Genomic DNA, 22,869 nt, shown 5'->3' with positions numbered 1-22,869 from the left:
TCTTCGGGGTTACCCGGCGATTACCGGCGCGAGGAGCTTTCCCGCCTCCCGTCCGGAACGTCCGGAATGCCGATCAGGACCGGGATCCTGCGCGGGCCGGAGTCGTCGAACGCCACGGTCGGATCGGGCACCTCGGGGGCGTTGACGAAGGAGACGAACCGCGACAGCTTCTCGGGATCGTCGAGCACGCCCGCCCACTCGTCGCGGTAGCCGGCGACGTGCCGGGCCATCGCGTCCTCGAGCTCGTCGGCGATGCCGAGGCCGTCGTCGCACACCACCGCGGCCAGGTGTTCGAGGCCGCCCTCGAGCGACTCGATCCACGGCGCGGTCCGCTGCAGCCGGTCGGCGGTGCGGACGTAGAACATGAGGTAACGGTCGATGTACCGGATCAGGGTGGCGTCGTCGAGCCCACCGGCCAACAGCTGCGCGCGCCGCGGGGTCTGCCCGCCGTTGCCGCCGACGTAGAGGTTCCAGCCGCTCTCGGTCGCGATGACGCCGACGTCCTTGCCGCGCGCCTCGGCGCACTCGCGCGCACACCCCGACACCCCGAACTTGATCTTGTGCGGCGCCCGCAGCCCGCGGTAGCGGTTCTCGAGCCGCACCGCCATGCCCACCGAGTCCTGGACGCCGTACCGGCACCACGTGGACCCGACGCAGCTCTTCACGGTGCGCAGCGACTTGCCGTACGCCTGACCGGATTCCATACCGACGTCCACGAGCCGGCGCCAGATCTCCGGTAGCTGCTCCACCCGCGCGCCGAACAGGTCGATGCGCTGACCGCCCGTCACCTTGAGATACAGACCGTAGTCCCGCGCGATCTCACCGATCGTGATGAGCTGTTCCGGCGTGCACTCCCCTCCCGGCATCCGCGGCACCACAGAGTAGGTACCGTTGCGCTGGATGTTGGCGAGGAAGTGGTCGTTGGTGTCCTGCAGCGACGCCTGCTCGCCGCCCAGTACGTGCTCCGACGACGTCGACGCCAGGATCGACGCGACGACGGGTTTGCAGATGTCGCAACCCGTTCCGGTGCCGTACTGCCCGATCAGCCCGGAGAACGTGCGGGTACCGGTGGCGCGGACGATCTCGAACAGCTCGGCCCGCGACTGCGTGAAGTGCTCGCACAGCGCCTTCGACAGCTCCACGCCGGACGACGCGAGCAGTGCCTTCACCGTCGGCAGGCACCCGCCGCACGTGGTCCCGGCGCCGGTGCACGACTTCACCGCCGCGACGTCGCACGCCCCGTCGGTGATCGCCGCACAGATCGCCCCCTTGGTCACGGCGTTGCACGAGCACACCTGGGCGTCATCGGGAAGTGTTCCCGCGCCGGGCTTCTCACCGGCCGGCGAGATCAGCGCGGCCGGGTCGCCGGGCAGTTCCCGGCCGACCAGCGGACGCAGCGAGCCGTACGCCGACGCGTCGCCGACCAGGATCCCGCCGAGCAGGGTCCTCGCGTCGTCGGAGACGACGAGCTTGGCGTACGTCCCCTTCGCGGCGTCGCTGAGCACCACCTCGAGGGCGCCCGGTGTGACGGCGTGGACGTCGCCGAAGCTCGCGACGTCCACACCGAGCAGCTTGAGCTTGGTGGACAGGTCGGCGCCGGGGAACACCGCATCGCCGCCGAGCAGGCGGTCGGCCACCACCTCGGCCGTCGTGTAGCCGGGTGCGACCAGGCCGTAGCAGCGCCCCTCCACTGCGGCGCACTCTCCCACCGCGAATACCGCGGGATCGGATGTGACGCAACCGCTGTCGGTGAGGATGCCGCCGCGTTCGGCGATGTCGAGACCGGCGTCGCGGGCCAGCCGATCCTGCGGGCGGACACCCGCCGAGAACACCAGCAGCGCGGCGTCGATCACCGACCCGTCGGACAGTTCCACCCGGACGCCGTCCGATCCGTCGGTGATCGAACCGATTCCCGTTCCGGTGTGCAGTGTGAGCCCGAGGTCGGTCACGAGGCGGGCCAGCACCGCACCACCGCCCTCGTCGACCTGCAACGGCATCAGCCGGGCGTTGTGCTCCACGACGTGCGGCGACATCCCCAACTGGCGCAGCGCGTTCGCGGCCTCGAGCCCGAGCAGGCCGCCGCCGACCACGACGCCGACGGCGCCCGGCCCGGCGGCCTCCGCGCGGGCCCGGATGCCGTCGAGGTCGCCGGGGGTGCGGTAGACGAAGCACAGGTCGTGATCGTGTCCGGACACCGGCGGGACGAACGGGTACGAACCCGTCGCCAGCACCAACGCGTCGTAGGCCAACGTCTCGCCCGTCGACGTCGTCACGGTGCGCGCGTCCCGGTCGATCGCGTCCGCCCGCACCCCCACCCGCAGGTCCACGGCGGGATCGCCGGCGAAGTCGTTGCCCGCCAGGGCGAGTTCCTTCGCATCCCAGGAGCCGACGTACGACGACAGCGCCACCCGGTCGTACGCCGGCAGGGCCTCCTCGCACAGCACGGTCACCGACCAGGCGTCGGCCTCGTCGCGCGCCCGCAGCGCCTCCACGAAGCGGTGGCCCACCATGCCGTGTCCGATCACGATCGCGGTCCGTTCGTTCATGCCGCACCTTCCTTCCGGGACGGTGTTTCTCGTTCGTCGTGGGTCTCGTCGTCGTTGTGGGGATCCCCGACCTGGGGGTCACTGCTCCGCAGCCACTCGCAGATGCCCTCCACCGCGGCACTGCATCCGCCGCACCCCGTCGTCGCGCGGGTCGCGGTCGCCAGCGCGGCCGGCGACCGCGCCCCGGACCGCCACGCGACCGTGAGATTCGATTTGGTCACCGAGTTGCAGCGGCAGATCACCGCGCCGCCCGGCATCCCGGCGGGGCTCACCGATTCGGTGGCCGCGGCGCCGCGGCCGGTCAGCAGCACCATGCGGTCGTGCGGCACCGGCAGTCCGGCGTCGAACAGTTGGGTGACGGTGCCGACCACGTCGGGGCTGCCGAGCAGGACCGCGCCGACGATCCGCTCGTCGCGCACCACGACCTTGGCGTAGCGTCCGCGCGCCGGGTCGGCGACGGTGAGCACCTCGTGGTTCTCGCTGTGCAGGTCGGCACCCACGTCCCCCATCGACGCGAGGTCGATGTCGTGGGCCTTGAGCCGGGTCACCGTCTCGCTGCCCCGGTACTCGGATTCCGGATCGGCGCCGGTGATCCGGTCGGCCACCACCGCGGCCTGCTCCCAGCCGGGCTGCACCAGCCCGTACACCTCGCCGCGATGCTGCGCGCACTCCCCGATCGCCCACACGTGCGGGGCACTGGTGCGCAGTCCGTCGTCGACGACGACGCCGTGGTCGACGACGACACCGGCATCGCGCGCCAACGCGGTGTCGGGCCGGATCCCCGCCGTGAGCACCACCAGATCGGCCGGCAGTTCGGTGCCGTCGTCGAGGACGAGCAGGCGTTCAGTGCCGTTGCCGCGCAGCGTCTTCGCGCGCCGGTTCAGCAGCAGCCGCATGCCCAGGCCGGTGAGCACACGGGTCAGGACCGTGCCGCCACCCGCATCCATCTGCCGTTCCATCGGCACCGCCTTGGGGTGCACGACGGTGACGTCGACGCCGCGCAGCAGCAGCCCCCGGGCCGCCTCGAGACCCAGCAGGCCGCCGCCGAGCACCACCGCCCGGCACCCCGGCGCCGCGGCGTCGGCGATCCGGTCGCAGTCCTCGACGGTTCGGAACGCGACCACCCCGGCGGCGGCGACGTCCAGCCCCTCGACCGGCGGCACGAACGATGTGCTGCCCGTCGCGAGGACCACCTCGTCGTAGCCGAGCACCGTGCCGTCGCCGCCGCGCACCACCCGCGACCCGGTGTCGACCGCCTCCACCCGCACCCCGATGCGCACGTCGACGTGGTTGCGCGCCCACCAGTCGTCCGGCCGCAGCCGGGTGTCGCGCGCGGTGATGCTGCCCGCCAACACGTTCGACAGCAGGATCCGGTTGTACGCGGCGCGCGGCTCCGCGCCGAACACCACGACCTCGAGACGCGCGGGGTCGCGTTCGTGGCGGCGCAACTCCTCGGCCAGGCGCGCACCCGCCATGCCGTTGCCGACGATCACCACGCGCCGGGTCACGGCCGAACCCCCGCCCCTGCCTCGAGGCGGACCGCGCACACCTTGAACTCCGGCATCCGGCTCGTCGGGTCGAGGGCCGGATTCGTCAGCAGGTTTGCCCGCGCGTCGCCCGCGAAGTGGAACGGCAGGAAGACGGTGTCCAGCCGCATCGACTCGTCGCACCGGACCGACGCCGCCACCCGACCGCGCCGGGCCACCACCGTCGCAGCGTCGCCGTCGCGCAGTCCGACGCGGGCCGCGGTGTCGGGATGGACCTGGACGAACATCGGTCCCGCGGCCGCCGCGAGTTCGGCCACCCGCCGGGACTGCGCGCCCGACTGGTAGTGCGCCAGAACCCGTCCCGTGGTCGCGAGCAGCGGGAACTCGGTATCCGTCGGCTCGGCGGGACCGCGATGCTCGACGGCGGTGAACCGCGCCCGCCCGTCGTCGGTCGCGAACCGGTCCAGGAACAGCCGCGGCGTCCCCGGATGCGCGACGTCGGGGCACGGCCAGTGCAGCGCCTCGCCCGCATCCAGCCGCGCGTACGTGACACCCGCGTAGTCGGCGACACCGCCCGCCGACGCGCGGCGCAGTTCGTCGAACACCACCTCCGGCGAGGTCGGGAACCGGGACGCGGGTTGCCCGAGCCGAACGGCCAACTCCCGCCACACCTCGAGCTCACCGCGCGCCCCGTCCGGCGGGGTCGTTGCGCGACGACGGCGCAGCACCCGGCCCTCGAGGCTGGTCATGGTGCCCTCCTCCTCGGCCCACTGCAGGACCGGCAGCACCACGTCGGCCATCGCGGCGGTCTCCGACAGCAGGAAGTCGCACACCACCAGCAGGTCCAGCGAGCGCAGGCGGTCGACGACGTGGCCGGCCCGCGGCGCCGACACCGCGAGGTTGGCGCCGTGCACCATCAGGGCGCGGGGACCGTCGGGGCGGCCGAGGGCGTCGAGCAGCTCGTACGCGCTGCGCCCCGGTCCGGGTAGGTCCGCCGGGTCGATTCCCCACACCCGCGCAACATGTTCGCGGGCAACGGGATCGGTGATCTTGCGGTACCCGGGCAGCTGGTCGGCCTTCTGCCCGTGTTCGCGGCCGCCCTGCCCGTTGCCCTGCCCCGTGACGGCGCCGTAGCCGCTGCCGCGGCGTCCCGGCAGGCCCAGCGTGAGTGCGAGCGCGATCCACGCCGAGACGGTGTCGGTGCCGGTCGCGTGCTGCTCGGCGCCGCGGGCGGTGAGGACGTAGGCGCCGGTGTCGTTGCGGCGGGAGCGCGACAGGATCTCCACCGCCCGGCGCAGCGACGCGACGGGCACGCCGGTGACGCGTTCGGTGCGCTCGGGCCACCACTGTGCCGCCGCGAGCCATGTGTCGCCGAACCCGTCGGTTCGCGCCTCGACGTACTCCCGGTCGAGGTGGCCTTCCGTGACCGCGAGGTGCAGCATGCCCAGGGCCAGCGGCAGATCCGTGCCGGGCGCGAGTTGCAGGTGCAGTCCCCCGCCGGCCAGCGCGCGTTCCACCGTGGCGGTGCGGCGGGGGTCGGCGACGATCAGCCCGCCAGAGTCGGCGGCGGCCGTGAGGTGCCCGACCAGGGGCGGCATCGTCTCGGCGACGTTGCCGCCGGCGAGCAGGATCGCCTTCGCCGACGTCAGATCCGAGACCGGGAACGGCAGTCCGCGGTCGAGCCCGAACGCGCGGATCCCCGCCGCGGCCGCCGACGACATGCAGAACCGGCCGTTGTAGTCGATGTTCGACGTGCCGAGCGCGACGCGCGCGAACTTGCCGAGCATGTACGCCTTCTCGTTGGTGAGCCCGCCACCGCCGAAGATCCCGACCGCGTCCCGTCCGCCCGCGTCCTGTGCGGAACGGAAGCCGTCCACGACCCGGTCCAGCGCCTCCGGCCACGTCGCCCGTCGCAGCGTGCCCGCGTCGCGCACCAGCGGGGTCGTCAACCGGTCGGGGTGGCGCAGCAGTTCGGCGCTGGTCCACCCTTTCTGGCACAGTCCGCCCCGGTTGGTCGGGAACTGGCGTCCGGCGACCGTCACGCTCCCGGCCTCGCGCGTGAGCGTCATCGCGCACTGCAGACCGCAGTACGGGCAGTGCGTCGCCGTCGCGGCGGCGAGGGTGGCCGTCATGACGACACCGCAATCGGCTGTCCGGCAGTCGCTTCCGAAACCGACGGGCGGCGCAGGAACACGAACCACGTGACGATCGCGCACACCACGTAGAAGCCGAGGAACACCCAGAAGGCCATCGTCGCCGACTTCGCGGGACTGCTGTACGACGCCCGCAGCACCAGGTTGATGCCGACGCCGCCGAGACCACCGACGGCACCCGCGAACCCGATCAGGGCGCCGGACATGTTGCGCGACCATGCTGCCCGGGCCGGTTGGTCCAGCCCGGCGAGTTCGCGGGAGCGCGCCTCGAAGATCGACGGGATCATCTTGTACACCGAGCCGTTGCCGAGGCCCGAGAGCACGAACAGCACCACGAACCCGATCACCAGCGCCGTCATCGCGCCGGCGCCCGCGGCACCGGGCGTGCTGTCGTCGACGGTCCCGGCCGCGACGAGCACCGCCGTCGCGAACACCATGGTCACGAACGTGTACAGCGTGATCCTGCCCCCGCCGATGCGGTCGGCCAGCCTGCCGCCGATCGGGCGGGCGATCGACCCGAGCAGCGGCCCGAGGAACGCGATCTGCGCGGCGTGCAGCGCGGCCTGCGCGGGACTGGCGCCACCGGCGAGGAAGTTGATCTGCAGCACCTGACCGAACGCGAAGCTGAAACCGATGAACGATCCGAAGGTGCCGATGTAGAGGAAGCTGACGATCCACGACTCGCGGATCCGCAGTGCCTGCGCCATCGAGCGCAGGTCCGCCTTCTGGTTGCCGAGGTTGTCCATGAACAGGGCGGCGCCGACCGCGGCCACCGCGATCAGCACGAGGTACACCGCGCACACGAGATACGGGGCGGTATTGCCGGCGGTCGCGATCACCAGCAGACCCACCAACTGGATCACCGGTACACCGATGTTGCCGCCACCCGCGTTCAGTCCCAGCGCCCAGCCCTTGAGCCGCTGCGGGTAGAAGGCGTTGATGTTCGCCATCGACGACGCGAAGTTGCCGCCGCCGACGCCCGCGGTGGCGGCCACCAGCAGGAACGTCGTGTACGACGTGCCGGGATGCATCACGAACCACAGCGTCAGCACGGTCGGGATCAGCAGCACCAGAGCGCTGAACACCGTCCAGTTACGGCCGCCGAACCGGGCGGTGGCGACGGTGTACGGAATCCGCAACACCGAGCCGACGAGGGTCGGGACCGCGACCAGGAAGAACTTGCCGGCCGCGTCGATGCCGAACACGTCGGTGGGCATGAACAGCACCATCACCGACCAGATCGACCAGACGGAGAAGCCGACGTGCTCGGCGACCACCGACCACACGAGATTGCGGCGGGCGATGTCCTTGCCGCCGGCCTCCCACGCGTCGACGTCCTCGGCGTCCCAGCGCGCGATGTAGTGCCCCTGCACCACCGGCGCGTGCGCATCCGGTGCTGTGGACCGATCGGAGAGTGTGGTCACCTGGGCCTCCTACCTGCGTGGGAAACCCCAAGGTAGGAGGCCGATGTTGCCGCGGTGATGCCCCCGATGACCCGTCCGTCAACTCTCGCTCACCCGCGCAGATCCGGGCAGTGAGGTCTACGGACCTGCAGGTCAGGCGGTCTTGCCGCCCCAGCTGTCCTCGAGCATGCGCGGCTTGCACGCCGCCCACGCGGAGATCAGGACGACGACGACGGCGACGCCGAGCAGCGCGAACGGTGCACCCCACCCGCCGGTGGACTCGTGCAGCACGCCGAACAGCAGCGGCCCGATGCACGCGACGGTGTAGCCGATGCCCTGCGTGAAGCCGGACAGCGCGGCCGACCCGGTGTGGGTGCGGGTGCGCAGGTTGATCAGCGTCAGCGACATCGGGAACGTGCTGGGCCCGAGCCCGATGATGATCACCCACAGGATCGGCACCGACATCGGCGCCAGGAACAGCCCGGTGAAGCCGATCGCGTAGCAGACCGCGCAGCCCACGACGATCGGGAACGGGTTCCGCATCCGCGCGCACACGGTGGGCGCGCCGAACGCCGCGATCAGACCCATCAGCGAGAACAGTGCGACCATGCTGCCGCCGAACGACTCGCTCGCTCCCGCCTCGGTGAGGATCTCGGGGATCCACGTGAACATCGAGTACGTGATGAGCGAGGTCATGCCGAACATGCCGGCCATGCCCCAGCCCACCGGCGAGCGCCACGGTCGGCCGGGCGCATGCTCCGCCGGCAGCGTCGCGGCGGTGGTCGCGGCGGCTGTGTCTGCAGAGGTCTTCTTGCGGCCGCGGGCGAGGATCATCAGCCACGGCGCGGCGGCCGCGAACCCGAGCAGCGACCACACACCGAGCGAGATGCGCCAGTCGAACGCGTCCGCGAGCGGCACCGCGACCGTCGCCGGCAGGATCGTGCCGATCTGCACGCCCGTGATGTAGATCGAGCTCATGAGCGCCAGACGATCGCTGAAGTACCGCTTGACCAGCGGCGGGATCACGACGTTGCCGATGCCCATGCCGCCGAGCGCGAGCGCCGACAGCGCGAGCAGCGACCACGTGTCGCCGACCATCGCGCGGGTGAGCATGCCGACGCCGGCCATCATCATCGCCAGCAGCGCTGTCCATTCGAGCCCGAGTCGGCGCGCGATTGCCGGGGTGAGCAGACCGAACACGGCGAACATCGCCGTGGGCACCATGCCGAATACGCCGACGACGGTGGACGAGAAACCGAGGTCGTCACTGATCTGCGACGCGAGCGGCGTGAACGACGTGACCGCCAGACGCAGCGTCAGCGCCGACATGGCGATGGCCGCGAAAACCAGTACCCGGCCCGCGAGCAGGGGCTGCGGTCCTCGTATGGGTGTGGACGTCGCGGACGCGGTCATCTACTGCCTCGTTCCCGTGGGAGATGGTGAATGGGGAGTGCCCGGCCCGAACGGCCTTTGCACTCGACCCGAGAAATCATAGGATGACCGGACGAAAGTGTGCAAAGCATAATTCGTGAGACGACCGCCAACCCCGCAGGAGCGCCGTGCAACCCGTCCGCCGCAGCACCCTGATCGCCCAGGTGACCGAACAGCTCCGTGACGAGATCCGGTCCGGTAACTGGCCGGTCGGGACGCGCATCCCCACCGAGCCCGAGCTGTCCGAGCTGACCGGGACCGGTCGCAACACGGTGCGCGAGGCCGTTCAGGCCCTCGTCCATTCAGGACTGCTCGAACGGCGCCAGGGTTCGGGGACCTTCGTGCTCGCCGACTCCGAGGTCAGCGGCACCCTCGGCAAGTACTTCGCCGGAGCCCACGAACGCGACGTGCTCGAGCTCCGCCAGTCGCTCGACGTGACCGCGGCCGGCCTGGCCGCGCAACGCCGCGACAACTCCGACATCGAGACCCTGCGCGGCCTGCTCGACGATCGGATCACGGCGTGGGAGTCGGCCGACCTGCACACCGCGATCGCCGCCGACATCGCGCTGCACCGGGGCATCGTCGCGGCCAGCCACAACCGCGTCTACCTCGAGTTCTACGACTCACTGTTGCCCGCGATCGAGGCGACGGTCCTCAAGCATGTGTCCGCCACCGGGGCCGCCTTCCACGACGAGCACAGTTCGCTGGTCGAGGCCGTGATCGCCGGCGACGCCGACCGCGCCGTCGGGGCCGCCCGCTGCTTCTTCGACGAACTGCTCGCCGGGTACGCGAACGAACGCTAGAGGATCAGGCGCACCAGTTCGGCGGTACGCATCAGGCCGGGCAGCGCATCGGGCGTGGACCGCGGGTGCAACGTGTGCACCGACAGCCGGAACAGCAACGCCCGCAGCAGCATCTGCGGCCACTCCGGCAGGTCTTCCCAGCGTCCGATCAGGCCCTCGTCGGCGCCGCCCCACGACAGCGCGTCGACGACGGCCACCCCGGCCGCCCACGGCGCGGGACGCCAGTACGGCGTGATGTCGGTGACGCCCGGCGCGGCGCTGCCCGCGAACAGGACGGTGCCGAACAGGTCTCCGTGCACCAGCTGATCCGGGGACCGCACCGGCTTGCGCAGCGAAGCGAGCTGCCCGATCAACTCCACGCTGCGCTGACCGTCGGGCGACAGGTCCTCGAGCGCACCCGCCGCCCTGGCCGACCGCAGCGGCACCGTCTCCCACGCGGCCCGGTCGGCGGCGACGAAGACGTCGACATCGGCCCACGGCGCGACGGGCGGCTGCGCGAGGAATCGGGGGCGCTCCAACTGCGCCGTCGCCGCGTGCAGGCGCAGCGACAGCGAGACCACCTCGTCGTGGCGCGGCTCGGGGGTCCCGACGATGAAGGTGTCCGCCCGCCAACCGGATACGACGTAACGGCCGTCCGTGGCGCGCACCGGCCGGGCGAGCCGGACCGCGTCCACGGCCAGGGTTTCGCGTACCTTCGCGGACCATGCCGCGCGGGCGTGATCGGCGACCGGGGTGAGCACGACGTCGCCCAACCGCCAGCCGCCCTCCCAATCCGCGCCCAGGGCCATCGGTTCGACCTCGCGGAGACCGAAGGTCGAACAGACGTGCTGGGGAGGTTGCGCAGAGCTCACGGCCCTGAGGCTACCGCCGGATACCGGTCGGATCGGTGAGGCGCTCCGGGACGGACTCGACAACCCGACTCAGTAGACGGGAAGCGACGGATCGACCTGCTGCGCCCACGCGATGACGCCGCCCTGCAGATGCACCGCGTCGGCGAAACCCGCCTTGCGGATCGCGGCGAGGGCCTCGGCCGATCGGATACCGGTCTTGCAGTGCAGCACGATGCGCTTGTCCTGCGGCAGATCCGCGAGGGCCTCGCCGGACAAGATGCGCCCCTTGGGGATCAGCGTCGCACCGGGCAGGTGCACGATGTCCCACTCCACCGGTTCCCGCACGTCGACGATCGCGATGTCGGCACCCGAGTCGATCAGCTCCCGCAGTTCGATCGGCGTGATCGTGGACTCCCGATCGGCGTCGGTGACGGCCTCCACACCGCAGAACGCGTCGTAGTCGATCAGTTCGGTGACCGGCACCCGGTCGGGGTCGCGGCTCAGCTTCACGGTGCGGTAATTCATCGCCAGCGCGTCGTAGATCATCAACCGACCCAGCAGCGAATCGCCGATGCCGGTGATCAGCTTGATCGCCTCGGTCGCCATGATCGATCCGATCGACGCGCACAGCACACCGAGCACGCCGCCCTCCGCGCACGACGGCACCGTCCCCGGCGGCGGCGCCTCCGGGTAGAGGTCGCGCAGCGTGATGCCAGTGACGCCGTAGCCGTCGGGCGCGGCGTCCCAGAACAGCGACACCTGCCCCTCGAAGCGGTAGATCGAGCCCCACACGTACGGTCGGCCGGCCAGGACGGCAGCATCGTTGACGAGGTAGCGGGTGGCGAAGTTGTCGGCGCCGTCGAGGATCAGGTCGTACTCGCCGAACAACTCGACCGCGTTGGACGCCTCGAGCCGGAACTCGTGCAGGCGCACGTCGACGTGCGGATTGATCTCCCGGATCTTCTCCCGCGCGCTCTGCGCCTTGGACCGTCCGATGTCGGCGGTGCCGTGGATGACCTGGCGCTGCAGATTGGACTCGTCGACGACGTCGAAGTCGACGATGCCGATCGTGCCGACACCGGCCGCGGCGAGGTACATCAGTGTGGGCGAGCCCAACCCGCCGGCGCCGATCACGAGTACGCGGGCGTTCTTGAGCCGCTTCTGCCCGCTCGTCCCCACGTTCGGGATGATCAGGTGTCGGCTGTACCGCGCGACCTCGTCGCGGCTCAACTCCCCTGCGGGTTCGACCAGTGGGGGAAGCTGACTACTCGCGGGCACCGCACACTCCTGACATCGACCGTTCAACGCTCGCGTCCAGCCTAGGCCGTCGGGAACCGCACCTCGAGGTCGATCGGATCCGCGACCACGACGTCGGCTCCCGCCTCGCGCAGCGCGGCGGCGTGATGCGTCCGGTCGACGCCGACGACCACCCCGAACGACCCGCGGCGGCCCGCCTCGACGCCCGAGAGAGCATCCTCGAGCACGACGCACTGCGACGGCGCCAGACCCAGCCGCCTCGCGCCCTCGAGATACGTCGCGGGGTCGGGCTTGCCGGCCAGGGACAGCCGGTCGACGTCGATGCCGTCGACGCGGGCGTCGAAGCTGTCGGCCAGTCCCGCCGCCGTCAGCACCCGATTCGCGTTGCGGCTCGCCGTCACCAGCGCAACGGGGACGTGCGCGGCGCGCAACCGTTCGATCAGTGTCACGGTACCCGGGAAGGCATCCACGCCGTTCTCGTCGAGTTCGTGCAGGAACAGCGCATCCTTGCGGGCCGCGAGCCCGCACACGGTGTGTGCCTCCGGCGGATCCGACGGGTCGCCGCGCGGGATGTCGATCGACCGCGACGCGAGGAACGACGCGACGCCGTCGACCCGCGGCCGGCCGTCGACGTAGTTGACGTAGTCGTCCGCGGTGAAGTGCGCCTCGCCCTTGCCGCGTTCGTCGAGGAACTCGTCGAACAGCCGGCTCCAGGCCCGGGCGTGGACCCGCGCGGTGTCGGTGACGACGCCGTCCATGTCGAACAGGAACCCGGCGCAGGCGGTGTCACCGATGTGGACGACGGGCGGGCTCGAGGACGATGCGACAGACACAGCCGGCCCCTCCTTCTCGGATCCTTGCTCAGACTCGCGGGTACGGCCAGGGATTGAACCGGCACACCTTGCCGTCCATCGGGACGACGCCCTCGGGATCGAGCGCGGCGATGTCGTTGTTCGCGGTGCCGAACGTCTGCTGCATCATCACCGGCGCCAATCCGCCGTCGGTCTCGCACGGCTGATGCTCCCGGTACCCGATCGCGTGCCCCACCTCGTGGTTGATCTGGTACTGCCGGTACGAGCCGATGTCGCCCTGGAATCCGATCGCGCCGCGCACCCAGCGCGGCTCGTTGAGAACGACCCGTTCGATGCCCGGGTTGTAGCAGGACACCTCGAGTTGGATGTCGTATCCGCACGCCTCACGGATCGACATCTGCGACGTCAGCGAGATGCGGAAGTCGACGTCTCCCTGATCGACCCTGCGGAACGCGAAACGGGGGTCCTTGGTCCAGCTCTTGGGGTTACCGAGGGTCTGGTCCACCATCCGGCCGAACGACTCGTCGCCGCCGAATCCGGCGGTGTCGATCCCGTCCTCCACCTCCACGGTGTACGTGAAGACCCGCTCGGCGCCCTGACCGACCTGCCCGGTGGTCCCGGGCACCACGTGCCACGTGCCGGCGGCCGTTGCGGTGAACGGACCACCGTCGGGCAGCGCACCGGCGGGCACGGTGTCGGCGAAGTTGCCGTCGGCGAGCGGCGGGACACCGATGATGTCCGTGCCGTCCTCGTGGCTGAGCTCACCGAATCCGGGGTCGGTCGACGCGCTCGAACCCGAGTCGCCGAAGCCGCGGACCGCGTCCACGACGACCAGCACGGTCACGATCAACAACACCGGGATTGCGTATGCCCGCCACCCGTACATCGACACGAACTTGCCGAGTCGGCTCTGCTTCCTCGCTGCACGATCCGGGCGTGGCACGCGGGGGCGCCCGATGTTCCGGCGCGTCGGATCCCACAGAGCCCGAAGCGGCTCGTGCGGATCGGGCACCCGACCGGGATCGAATCCGTTGTTCCTGCTGTCGCCGTTCCTGATGTCGCCGGACGTCGGGTCGTCGGACACCTCGGGAACTGTGCCCCCCAGGCGCGGTCCTCCTCGGTCAGTCACCCAGCCAGAATCTCACAGTCCGCCGAGCGGTTCACCCGGTGCGCCTGAATCCGCGGGCTCCCCTCGCGCCGCGGTGCTCGGCGTGGGATCCTGGAATACTCATCACCAGGAGCGCCGCCGATGGCCTGTCGCCGGCCGATCAGGGTCCATCGACGCACCGCCGAGTGACCGTCAGTCACCGTGGACGACGACTCGGTACGACAACTCAGTACAGCGAATGCGGCCGAGAACCGTCCGGGTATCGTTCAAATGATTTATCTTGCCCCGAGGCGTTCGTGAAGTCGGACACCGAACGAACTGGGCTCTTTGTGCAGATTGGGAGCGACATGACTGAACTCGCGGATCGGACACACTCCGATCGCGCCGCCACGACCGCAAACGGTCAGGGCACCCGCCGCAGCACCCGCCTACCCCGGGATGCGCGGCGCCTTCAGTTGCTCGCGGCCGCCAGCGAGGTCTTCGTCAGCCGTGGCTATCACGCCGCCGGGATGGACGAGATCGCCGAGTGTGCCGGAGTGAGCAAGCCGGTGCTGTACCAGCACTTCCCGGGCAAGCTCGAGCTGTACGTCGCGGTGCTGCAGAGCTACGTCGACAGTCTCATCTCGGGTGTGCGCCAGGCGCTGCGGTCCACGACGGACAACAAGCAGCGAGTGCGCGCGGCGGTCCAGGCGTTCTTCGATTTCGTCGACAACGACTCCCAGGGTTTCCGCCTGGTCTTCGAGTCCGACCTGATGGGCGAGCCGCAGGTGGCACGCCGCGTCGAGCAGGCCACCGAGGCATGTGTCGATGCGGTGTTCGACCTGGTGGCGCACGACTCCGGGCTCGACCCCTACCGGGCCCGCATCCTGGCGGTCGGCCTGGTCGGGACCAGCCAGTTCACGGCCCGGTACTGGCTCGAGGCCGCGCGCCCCATCCCGAAGGAGGAGGCCGTCGACACGACGGTCGCGCTCGCGTGGGGCGGTCTGTCGCACGTGCCGCTGCACGCCGAGTCCAAGTAACCGGGACCGGCACTTCCGATACACGCGAAGGGCGCGCAGTCGGGATGACTGCGCGCCCTTCGTGTGTGTCTCGGTTCTAGCTCGTAGCCGCGAAGCCGACCTTGCGGCTGTCCGACGGGCCGATCTCCACGTAGGTGATCCGTCCCGCCTGCACCAGGAACTTGCGTCCCTTGTCGTCGACGAGCGCGAGAACACCGTCAGCCTTGCCGGCGACCGCGTCCTTCACGAGCGCCTCCACCTCGTCGGGCGACTGGGCGCTGTTGACGACGAGCTCACGCGGGCTGTCAGTTACACCGATCTTGACCTCCACGGTCAACCTCCGAACTCTCCGAGCGCTTTCAGCTGTCTCGGCCAGATTAGTGCAGCACCGACCGGTCCAGCCCGCTGCGGCGCTGTGCTGTCAGCGAACAGTCGCCTCAATGCAGGCCCAGCACCGCCATGCGCTCGGAATGCTTGGCCTGCATGTTGTCGAACAGCGCGGCCACACCGTTGAGGCTGCCGGTCGCGTTCATCACCAGGTCGGTCAGTTCCTCGCGCTGGGCCAGCACGAACTGTGCCTGCGTGATCGCCTCGCCGAGCAACCGCCGACCCCACAGCATCAGGCGATCCTTCTCGGTCTTGCTCGCCGTGACCGCCGCCCGCACTTCCTGCACGACGAACTCGGAGTGCCCCACCTCGGCGAGGACCTCGCGGACGATGCCGCCGACCGCGGGGTCGAGGGAGTGCGCGATCTCACGGTAGAAGTCGGCGGCGATACCGTCACCGACATATGCCTTGACCAGCGACTCCAGCCACGTCGACGGGTCGGTCGACGCGTGGTACGCGTCGAGGGCGCGCACGAACGGATCCATCGCCGCGTAGATCTCGAGGCCGCGATCGGTCAGCGCCGCCTGGAGGGTCTCGAAGTGGGCCATCTCGGCCGCGGCCATGCTCGCGAAGGCCACCCGCCCCTGCAGCGTGGGCGCCATCTGGGCGTCCTCCGCAAGTCGGTAGAACGCGGAGATCTCACCGTAGGCGAGAACCGCGAACAGTTCGCCCACACCGGGGTGATCGGCGGCAATGGTCGGCACGGACGACGTGGACGAATCGGCTCCCATGACGCCACAGCCTAATCCGTGCGTCCGGCTCAGCTTCCCTGAAGGGACACGCCGAGAATCGTGATCTGCGCCATGCATGTGCGGGGTTCCTTCGCCCCGGCCGCTACAATTGCCACGGGAGACCGTTATTTCCGCCGCAGTTCCGCGTTTCGGGGCCGACGATCCGAACTCGATTTCGTACGCGATCCGGACTGATTCGCACGCGGCTCGGACACGGACTCCTGTAGATAATGTGCGCGCACCTGATCGACGGCGCCCGCCGCGTCTCGCCGAGATCGACACCGATCTCCGCGCTGAGACGAGGGCCTGCAACACGGCCGGGGCACCGATACAAGAGGGCACCGACATCGGCCGACTTACGGCCTGGCCCCTTACCTCGTGCGTGCGTGCCGATACGAGGAAGGCCAGTTCCCTGAGCAAGATCACGATCGACCACGAAGACGACGCAACCGAGACCACCCTGTCCGCGCAGCTGGACGAGACGCACACCCCGCCGACCTTCGGCGAGCTCGGCGTCCGGGACGAGATCGTCAAGGCGCTCGCCGAGATCGGCATCGAGCGCACCTTCGCTATCCAGGAGCTCACGCTCCCCCTCGCCCTCGCCGGCGACGACCTCATCGGTCAGGCCCGCACCGGTATGGGTAAGACCTTCGGCTTCGGCGTCCCGCTGCTGCACCGGGTGGCCACCACCGATTCCGGCACCACCCCCCTCGACGGCACCCCCCGCGCGCTCGTGATCGTGCCGACGCGCGAGCTGTGCATCCAGGTCACCCAGGACCTCGAGAACGCGGCCAAGTACCTCAAGGCCGGCAAGAAGCCGCTCCAGGTCCTCTCGATCTACGGCGGTCGCCCCTACGAGCAGCAGATCGACGCGCTCCGCAAGGGCGTCGACGTCATCGTCGGCACCCCGGGCCGTCTGCTGGACCTCGCCAACCAGGGCCACCTGATTCTCGGCAAGGTCGGCGTCCTGGTCCTCGACGAGGCCGACGAGATGCTCGACCTGGGCTTCCTCCCCGACATCGAGCGCATCCTCGGTATGGTCCCGGACAAGCGTCAGACCATGCTGTTCTCGGCCACCATGCCGGGTCCGATCATCACGCTCGCCCGCACGTTCCTCACCCAGCCCACGCACATCCGCGCCGAGGAGCCGGAGTCGTCCGCGGTGCACGAGCGCACCAGTCAGCACATCTACCGCGCCCACGCGCTGGACAAGGCCGAGATGGTCGCCCGCGTGCTGCAGGCCGAGGGCCGCGGCGCGACGATGATCTTCACTCGCACCAAGCGCACCGCGCAGAAGGTCGCGGACGACCTGAACGAGCGCGGCTTCAACGTCGGCGCCGTCCACGGCGACCTCGGCCAGATCGCCCGCGAGAAGGCCCTCAAGGCCTTCCGCAGCGGCAAGGTGGACGTGCTCGTCGCGACCGATGTCGCGGCCCGCGGTATCGACATCGACGACGTCACCCACGTCATCAACTACCAGTGCCCCGAGGACGAGAAGACCTACGTGCACCGCATCGGCCGCACCGGGCGCGCGGGCCGCACCGGTACCGCGATCACGCTGGTGGACTGGGACGACATCCCCCGCTGGCAGCTGATCGACAAGGCACTCGATCTCGGTGTCGCCGAGCCCGTCGAGACCTACTCGAGCTCCCCGCACCTGTACGAGGAGCTGGGGATCCCGACCGACGCCAAGGGCACGATCCGCAAGCCGCGGGCCGAGCGCGCCGAGTCGGCCGAGAAGCCCGCGCGTGCGGCCGCCGACGGTGAGAAGTCCGAGAAGTCGGATGCCCCCAAGCGCACCCGCAGCCGTCGCCGTACGCGCGCCGGCAAGGCCACCGACGGTTCCGCAGCGGCCGCCGAAAAGTCGACCGAGGGCAACGAGACTGCGTCGACGAGTGCGCCCACCGCGGGACCGGCGTCCGACGACGCCGCCGCACCCCGTCGTCGCCGTCGTCGTCGCCGCACGTCCGCGGGAACCGACGGCCAGACCGGCGCGGAGCCGGTGAGCGTCTCGGCATCGGCAGCAGCCGAGTAGGCCCGAGGTAGTCTGCCACCTGTGCTGGCACCCGAGCGTCGTACTCGTCTGGACGTCGCCGTCGCCGCGATCATCGCGATCGTCGTCGCGATCGCCGCGGCGGTGATCTGGATCCGGAGCGACGCTCGGGGTACCACCTCCATCACCTCGGATACCCCTGCGGCAGAGGTCGATACGGCCCTGTCGCCGCCGGAGTCGCTCGACGAGATCTGGCGAGCGGACAGCCCCGAGACCACCGCTCCCCTCGTCGCGGCCGGAGTCGTCGCGACCGCGGACGGCGGGACCGTCACCGGCCGCGACCGGCTGACCGGCGCCGAGCTGTGGCGGTACCAGCGGGACATGCCGCTGTGCGGTGCGATCGGCGCATGGAACACCGTGGTCGCGGTCTATCGCGATCAGCGTGGCTGCAGCCAGGTCACCCAGCTCGACGGGGCGACCGGCGAACGGAAGGCACAGCGCTCGAGCGATGCCGACGACGAGGTGACGCTGTCCTACGACGGCACCTACGTCGTCTCCCGAGGCTCCGAGCGGATGGAACTGTGGCGCTCGGACCTGGTGCGCACCCTCGAGTTCGGGCGGGTCGACGCGCCCATCAATCCCGGCAAGCAGCCTCACCCCGGCTGCGAACTGCGCTCCGCCGCGGCCGGCGGTACCCGGGTCTCGGTGCTGATGGACTGCCCGGGCGAGGCCGCCGACCGGCTCAGTGTCCTCGACGCAGCCCCCAAGGACAATCAGGAGCCCCAGGAGTTCGGGACGATCCTGCTCACCGGGCCCGGCTCCGACTCGCCGGGCGCCCGCCTCATCGCGGCGTCGGGCGATCACACCGCGGTGTATCTGCCTGCCGGCCCGGTCAGCGGCCCCCGCTACGCCGTTCACGACGGCACCGGAAACGAAGTCGCGTCCTACCCTGTCACCGGTGAGGTGAGCCCACATGCCACGGCCGCGCGCAACGGTTCGGTGTTCACGTGGTGGACGGGCTCGGAACTGATCGCCCTGTCCACCAGCGAACTCGCGCCCCGCTGGACGTTTCCCGGGGCGCTGGGTCCCGGCGCGATCATGGCGGGTTCGCTCCTGGTCCCCGTGCCCGGGGGGATCGCGGTGCTCGATCCGGCCACCGGTGTGGAGCAGCGGCGGATTCCGGTGACCCGCGACAGCGACGCCGTCCCCATCGCGACCGCTGTCGTCGGCGACGTCGTCCTGGAACAACGCGGCGGCGAGGTCGTCGCGCTCCGCTGACCCCCACCGATTCCCGCACCCCCGCGGGTGCAACATGTTCTAATTCCGGGATGTCGAACATCGTCGTCACCGGCGCGGCCTCGGGCATCGGCGCCGCCACGGTCAACCTCCTGCGCACCTCCGGACACGACGTCGTCGGGGTGGATCTGGCGGGCACCGAGATCACCGCGGACCTGTCCACCCGCGACGGGCGGACGCAGGCCGCGGCAGCTGTCGTCGAGGCCACCGGCGGGGTCCTCGACGCCGCGGTGTGCTGCGCGGGCCGCGGCCCGCTGTCGTCCTACACCGGCGGAGAGTTGGTGGCGGTCAACTACTTCGGTGTCGTCGACTTCCTGAACGAGCTGCGTCCGGTCCTCGCGCGCGCCGAGCGGTCGTACGCCGTCGCGATCTCGTCGAGCAGCACCAGCACGCAACCCGGCATCCCCGAGCACATCGTGGCGTCCTGCCTGGCCGGGGCCGAGGACGAGGCCGTCGCGCTCGGCGACGAGGTGGGCGCCATCCCCGCCTACCCGGCATCGAAGCTCGCGTTGGCACGGTGGGTGCGGCGCCAGGCGGTGACGCCGGAGTGGATCGGCTCGGGCATCCGTCTCAACGCCGTCGCTCCGGGCATGATCGACACCCCGATGACGTCCGGTCCCGACCTCGACCCGGAACTGGCGAAGTCCCTGGACTTCTATCCGGTCCCGATCGGACGTCGCGGGCGCCCCGAGGAGATCGCCGCCCTGATCTCATTCCTGGTGGGCGACACCGCGTCCCTGCTGTGCGGCAGCGTCCTGTTCGCCGACGGCGGCACGGACGCGTTACTGCGGCAGGCCGATTGGCCGGCGGTCTGGGAGCCGACACCCGAGGATCTGACCCGCCACTTCGCGCGCTGACCTACGCTGGTGGTCGGCACCGTCCCCGACCGAGCGAGGTTGCGTGATGACCGGACCCGACACCTCCCACACCGCGCCGTGGCTGGCCGACTTCTACCGCGACCTGCACCGGCACCCGGAACTGTCGTTTGCGGAGACCCGGACCGCGGACCGGATCGCGACGAAGCTCGGCGAACTGGGCATCGACACCACGACCGGGGTCGGCGGGACCGGGGTCGTGGGCATGATCCGCAACGGCGACGGCCCCACCGCCTTGCTGCGGGCCGACATGGATGCGCTGCCGGTCGAGGAGAAGACCGGACTGCCCTACGCCAGCACGGTCCGCGCGACCGACCCCGACGGCCGGGAGGTCCCCGTCGCGCACGCGTGCGGACACGACATGCACGTGACCTGCCTGCTCGGGGCACTGGAAGTGCTGGTGAACGAACAGGATTCGTGGTCCGGCACGGTGATGGCGGTGTTCCAGCCCGCCGAGGAACTCGGCTCCGGGTCGCAGGCGATGGTCGACGACAGCCTGTTCGAGCGGTTCGGCACCCCCGACGTCGTGCTCGGTCAGCACGTCGCACCCCTGCCCGCCGGGATGCTCGCGGCCCACCCGGGCCCCGCGTTCGCCGGCGCGGACTCGCTGCGGGTCCTGCTGCACGGCACCGGCTCACACGGGTCGATGCCCCAAGAGTCCGTCGACCCGGTTGTCATGGCGGCCGCAACGGTCCTGCGCCTGCAGACCGTGGTCTCGCGCACGGTGGCGCCGACCGACACGGTCGTGGTCACGGTCGGTTCGCTCCAGGCCGGCACCAAGGCGAACGTGATTCCCGACCACGCCGAACTGAAACTCAACATCCGCACATACGACCCGGATGTACGCACCCGGGTCCTCGACTCGATCACCCGGATCGTCGAGGCGGAGGCGGCGGCGTCGAACGCGCCGAAGAAGCCCGAGATCTCCCCGATCGATTCGTTTCCCGTCCTGGTCAACGATGGCGACGCCGTCGCCCGAACGACGGCCGCCTTCCGCCGCCGGTTCGGCGACGACAAGGTGACCGATCCCGGCGCGGGGGCGGCGAGCGAGGACGTCGGCGTCTTCGCGACCGCGTCGGGCGCCCCGATCTGTTACTGGATTCTCGGCGGCGCGGACCCCGCGATCTTCGCGAAGGCCGCCGCGGCGGGCACCACCCCTGTCCTGCCGCCCAACCACTCGCCGTACTACGCACCGGTGATCGAACCGACGATCACGATGGGCGTCTCGGCCCTCGTGACTGCCGCCCGGGACTGGCTGGACTGACCCGGCAGCGGGTCAGGCAGTCCCCTCGTACGGCGAGAACGTCACCAACTCGGCGCCCCCGGACCAGTGCGCCGAAAGATGATGCGCCAGTTCGCGATACGCCTCCGCACCCTTGTTCTTTCGGCCCGCGAGCACCGTCGAGCCCGACGCCGATGCCTCCGCGAATCGGACTGTCCGCGGGATGGGCGGCGCGAGCACCGGAAGGTCGTAGCGGTCCGAGACGTCGGAGAGCACGTCCCGACTGTGCGTGGTGCGGGCGTCGTACAGCGTCGGCAGCGCGCCCAGCAGTACGAGGTCGGGGTTGGTGATCTGCTGGACCTCGGAGACCGTGCGCAGCAACTGTCCGACACCGCGGTGCGCGAGCGTCTCGCACTGCAGCGGCACGAGCACCGACCGGGCGGCCGTGAGCCCGTTGAGGGTGAGTACGCCCAGCGACGGCGGGCAGTCGATGATGACCACGTCGAAGTCGTCGAGGATCGGCGCGAGGGCCCGTTTGAGCGCGAATTCGCGCCCCGGCCGCGTCAACAGCAGCGCCTCCGCACCCGCGAGGTCGATCGTCGCGGGCAGCAGCATCACGCCGTCGTCCGTCTCGAGCAGCACGTCGCGCACCGACGCGTCCCCCGTGAGCACGTCGTGCACCGAGGTCTCGAGCCGATCGGGGTTGTGCCCCAACGAGAATGTCAAACACCCCTGCGGATCGAGGTCCACGACCAGCACCCGCTGACCGAGGTCCACGAGCGCCGCCCCCAGTGAAGCAACCGTCGTGGTCTTGGCTACCCCACCCTTTTGATTCGCTACAGCCAGTACCGTCGTCACGGCCTAGATCCTTGCCTACTCGAGGCCCGAACGCGAGGGTTCGGCCGCACCCGGCATGATTGGACCCATGACCTCACCCGACCGCCGGCTCGTCCTGTTGCGACACGGTGAGACGGAGTGGGCCCGCCTCGGCCGGCACACGAGCACGACCGAGGTTCCGCTGACCGAACGCGGCGCGGAGCAGGCCCGCGAGGCCGGACCGCAACTCGCCGCCCTGCAACTGCGCGACCCCCTGGTGATCACGAGCCCGCGCCGACGGGCGCACGTCACGGCGGCCCTGGCGGGGCTCACCGAGGACCGCCGGTGGGACGCCCTCACCGAATGGGACTACGGCGAACTCGAGGGCCTCACCACGCCCGAGATCCGCGAACGAATCCCGCACTGGACGGTGTGGACCCACCCGTGCCCGGGCGGCGAGACCCACGAAATGGTCATGTCCCGCGCCGACATGGTGGTGAGCACGTGCGAGGCCGCGCTCGCGGACCGCGACGTGCTGCTGGTGGGGCACGGCCACTTCTTCCGCGCGCTGATCGCCCGGTGGGTCGAACAGCCGGTCGCCGAGGGACGACGGTTCACCCTCTCCCCCGCGGCGCGCACCGTGCTCGGCTACGAACACGGCTTCCGAACGATCCTCACCCACAACGTCACCCCGAGAGAAGGCATGCAGTGAACGCACGAA

At 70.4% G+C, this 22,869-nt stretch carries 19 protein-coding genes; 7 read left to right on the top strand and 12 right to left on the bottom strand.

Annotation, left to right across the window (positions count from 1 at the left end):
- Positions 1 to 20 precede the first annotated feature (20 nt).
- From nirB to J2X34_RS21720, 5 genes are all read right to left on the bottom strand, one after another.
- The gene (nirB, locus tag J2X34_RS21740) at positions 21 to 2,546 is read right to left on the bottom strand and encodes a nitrite reductase large subunit NirB (protein ID WP_429519753.1); all 2,526 of its coding nucleotides are present in this window, start codon (positions 2,544 to 2,546) and stop codon (positions 21 to 23) included.
- Positions 2,543 to 4,054, bottom strand: a complete 1,512-nt coding sequence (locus tag J2X34_RS21735) for an FAD-dependent oxidoreductase (RefSeq protein ID WP_309473097.1) — start codon at positions 4,052 to 4,054, stop codon at positions 2,543 to 2,545. The genes nirB and J2X34_RS21735 overlap by 4 nt, the downstream gene beginning before the upstream one ends.
- Positions 4,051 to 6,165 carry a molybdopterin oxidoreductase family protein gene (locus J2X34_RS21730; protein WP_114721965.1) on the bottom strand — a complete coding sequence of 705 codons (2,115 nt, stop codon included), beginning with the start codon at positions 6,163 to 6,165 and terminating at the stop codon, positions 4,051 to 4,053. Before J2X34_RS21730 ends, J2X34_RS21735 begins: the two co-directional genes overlap by 4 nt.
- On the bottom strand, positions 6,162 to 7,610 hold the full coding sequence (locus J2X34_RS21725; RefSeq protein WP_114721964.1) for an MFS transporter: 1,449 nt from the start codon (positions 7,608 to 7,610) through the stop codon (positions 6,162 to 6,164). Before J2X34_RS21725 ends, J2X34_RS21730 begins: the two co-directional genes overlap by 4 nt.
- 132 nt (positions 7,611 to 7,742) lie before the next feature.
- A complete protein-coding gene (locus J2X34_RS21720) occupies positions 7,743 to 9,002 on the bottom strand; it encodes a CynX/NimT family MFS transporter (RefSeq protein WP_174911894.1) in 1,260 nt (419 codons plus the stop codon).
- A 146-nt stretch (positions 9,003 to 9,148) separates the two neighbouring features.
- Here J2X34_RS21720 and J2X34_RS21715 point away from each other — a divergent pair, with 146 nt between their 5' ends.
- The gene (locus J2X34_RS21715; protein WP_114721962.1) at positions 9,149 to 9,823 is read left to right on the top strand and encodes a FadR/GntR family transcriptional regulator; all 675 of its coding nucleotides are present in this window, start codon (positions 9,149 to 9,151) and stop codon (positions 9,821 to 9,823) included.
- On the opposite strand, the gene J2X34_RS21710 is transcribed toward J2X34_RS21715, so the two are convergent.
- The 4 genes from J2X34_RS21710 to J2X34_RS21695 form a co-directional block, all read right to left on the bottom strand.
- The gene (locus tag J2X34_RS21710; protein WP_114721961.1) at positions 9,820 to 10,674 is read right to left on the bottom strand and encodes a TIGR02569 family protein; all 855 of its coding nucleotides are present in this window, start codon (positions 10,672 to 10,674) and stop codon (positions 9,820 to 9,822) included. The two genes, J2X34_RS21715 and J2X34_RS21710, sit on opposite strands and share 4 nt — an antisense overlap.
- Positions 10,675 to 10,743: 69 nt before the next feature.
- Positions 10,744 to 11,931 carry an adenylyltransferase/sulfurtransferase MoeZ gene (moeZ, locus tag J2X34_RS21705; protein WP_114721960.1) on the bottom strand — a complete coding sequence of 396 codons (1,188 nt, stop codon included), beginning with the start codon at positions 11,929 to 11,931 and terminating at the stop codon, positions 10,744 to 10,746.
- 41 nt (positions 11,932 to 11,972) lie between these two features.
- On the bottom strand, positions 11,973 to 12,743 hold the full coding sequence (locus tag J2X34_RS21700; RefSeq protein WP_258557880.1) for an HAD family hydrolase: 771 nt from the start codon (positions 12,741 to 12,743) through the stop codon (positions 11,973 to 11,975).
- 28 nt (positions 12,744 to 12,771) lie between these two features.
- Positions 12,772 to 13,779 carry a DUF3152 domain-containing protein gene (locus J2X34_RS21695; RefSeq protein WP_397484714.1) on the bottom strand — a complete coding sequence of 336 codons (1,008 nt, stop codon included), beginning with the start codon at positions 13,777 to 13,779 and terminating at the stop codon, positions 12,772 to 12,774.
- A gap of 398 nt (positions 13,780 to 14,177) precedes the next feature.
- Here J2X34_RS21695 and J2X34_RS21690 point away from each other — a divergent pair, with 398 nt between their 5' ends.
- Positions 14,178 to 14,849, top strand: coding sequence for a TetR/AcrR family transcriptional regulator (locus J2X34_RS21690; protein ID WP_114721958.1), 672 nt, complete (start codon positions 14,178 to 14,180; stop codon positions 14,847 to 14,849).
- Positions 14,850 to 14,925: 76 nt separating this feature from the next.
- Here the strand turns inward: J2X34_RS21690 and J2X34_RS21685 are convergent, their stop codons facing one another.
- Positions 14,926 to 15,159 (bottom strand): DUF3107 domain-containing protein, encoded by a 234-nt coding sequence (locus J2X34_RS21685; protein WP_174911900.1) that lies wholly within the window; start codon positions 15,157 to 15,159, stop codon positions 14,926 to 14,928.
- Positions 15,160 to 15,265: 106 nt separating this feature from the next.
- The gene (locus J2X34_RS21680) at positions 15,266 to 15,946 is read right to left on the bottom strand and encodes a ferritin-like fold-containing protein (protein ID WP_114721956.1); all 681 of its coding nucleotides are present in this window, start codon (positions 15,944 to 15,946) and stop codon (positions 15,266 to 15,268) included.
- 382 nt (positions 15,947 to 16,328) lie between these two features.
- Here J2X34_RS21680 and J2X34_RS21675 point away from each other — a divergent pair, with 382 nt between their 5' ends.
- Genes J2X34_RS21675 through J2X34_RS21660 form a run of 4 tightly spaced genes read left to right on the top strand, consistent with a single transcriptional unit; the run spans position 16,329 to position 21,374 of the window.
- A complete protein-coding gene (locus tag J2X34_RS21675) occupies positions 16,329 to 17,981 on the top strand; it encodes a DEAD/DEAH box helicase (RefSeq protein WP_114721955.1) in 1,653 nt (550 codons plus the stop codon).
- A gap of 21 nt (positions 17,982 to 18,002) precedes the next feature.
- The gene (locus tag J2X34_RS21670; protein ID WP_114721954.1) at positions 18,003 to 19,217 is read left to right on the top strand and encodes an Rv3212 family protein; all 1,215 of its coding nucleotides are present in this window, start codon (positions 18,003 to 18,005) and stop codon (positions 19,215 to 19,217) included.
- A gap of 50 nt (positions 19,218 to 19,267) precedes the next feature.
- Entirely contained in the window at positions 19,268 to 20,092 is an 825-nt protein-coding gene (locus tag J2X34_RS21665; RefSeq protein WP_114721953.1) for an SDR family oxidoreductase, read from the top strand.
- Between the two features lie 46 nt (positions 20,093 to 20,138).
- Positions 20,139 to 21,374 (top strand): amidohydrolase, encoded by a 1,236-nt coding sequence (locus J2X34_RS21660; protein WP_429519751.1) that lies wholly within the window; start codon positions 20,139 to 20,141, stop codon positions 21,372 to 21,374.
- 12 nt (positions 21,375 to 21,386) lie between these two features.
- On the opposite strand, the gene J2X34_RS21655 is transcribed toward J2X34_RS21660, so the two are convergent.
- Positions 21,387 to 22,190, bottom strand: coding sequence for a ParA family protein (locus J2X34_RS21655; protein ID WP_429519749.1), 804 nt, complete (start codon positions 22,188 to 22,190; stop codon positions 21,387 to 21,389).
- Between the two features lie 55 nt (positions 22,191 to 22,245).
- Between J2X34_RS21655 and J2X34_RS21650 the strand changes: the two genes are divergently transcribed.
- On the top strand, positions 22,246 to 22,860 hold the full coding sequence (locus J2X34_RS21650; RefSeq protein ID WP_114721950.1) for an acid phosphatase: 615 nt from the start codon (positions 22,246 to 22,248) through the stop codon (positions 22,858 to 22,860).
- Positions 22,861 to 22,869: the final 9 nt, after the last annotated feature.

Origin of the sequence: Rhodococcus sp. BE178, from assembly GCF_050433545.1 — a bacterium.
GTDB lineage: Bacteria > Actinomycetota > Actinomycetes > Mycobacteriales > Mycobacteriaceae > Prescottella.
The sequence above is the reverse complement of the archived record's forward strand: the minus strand, read 5'-3'. Positions and strand labels throughout refer to the sequence as shown.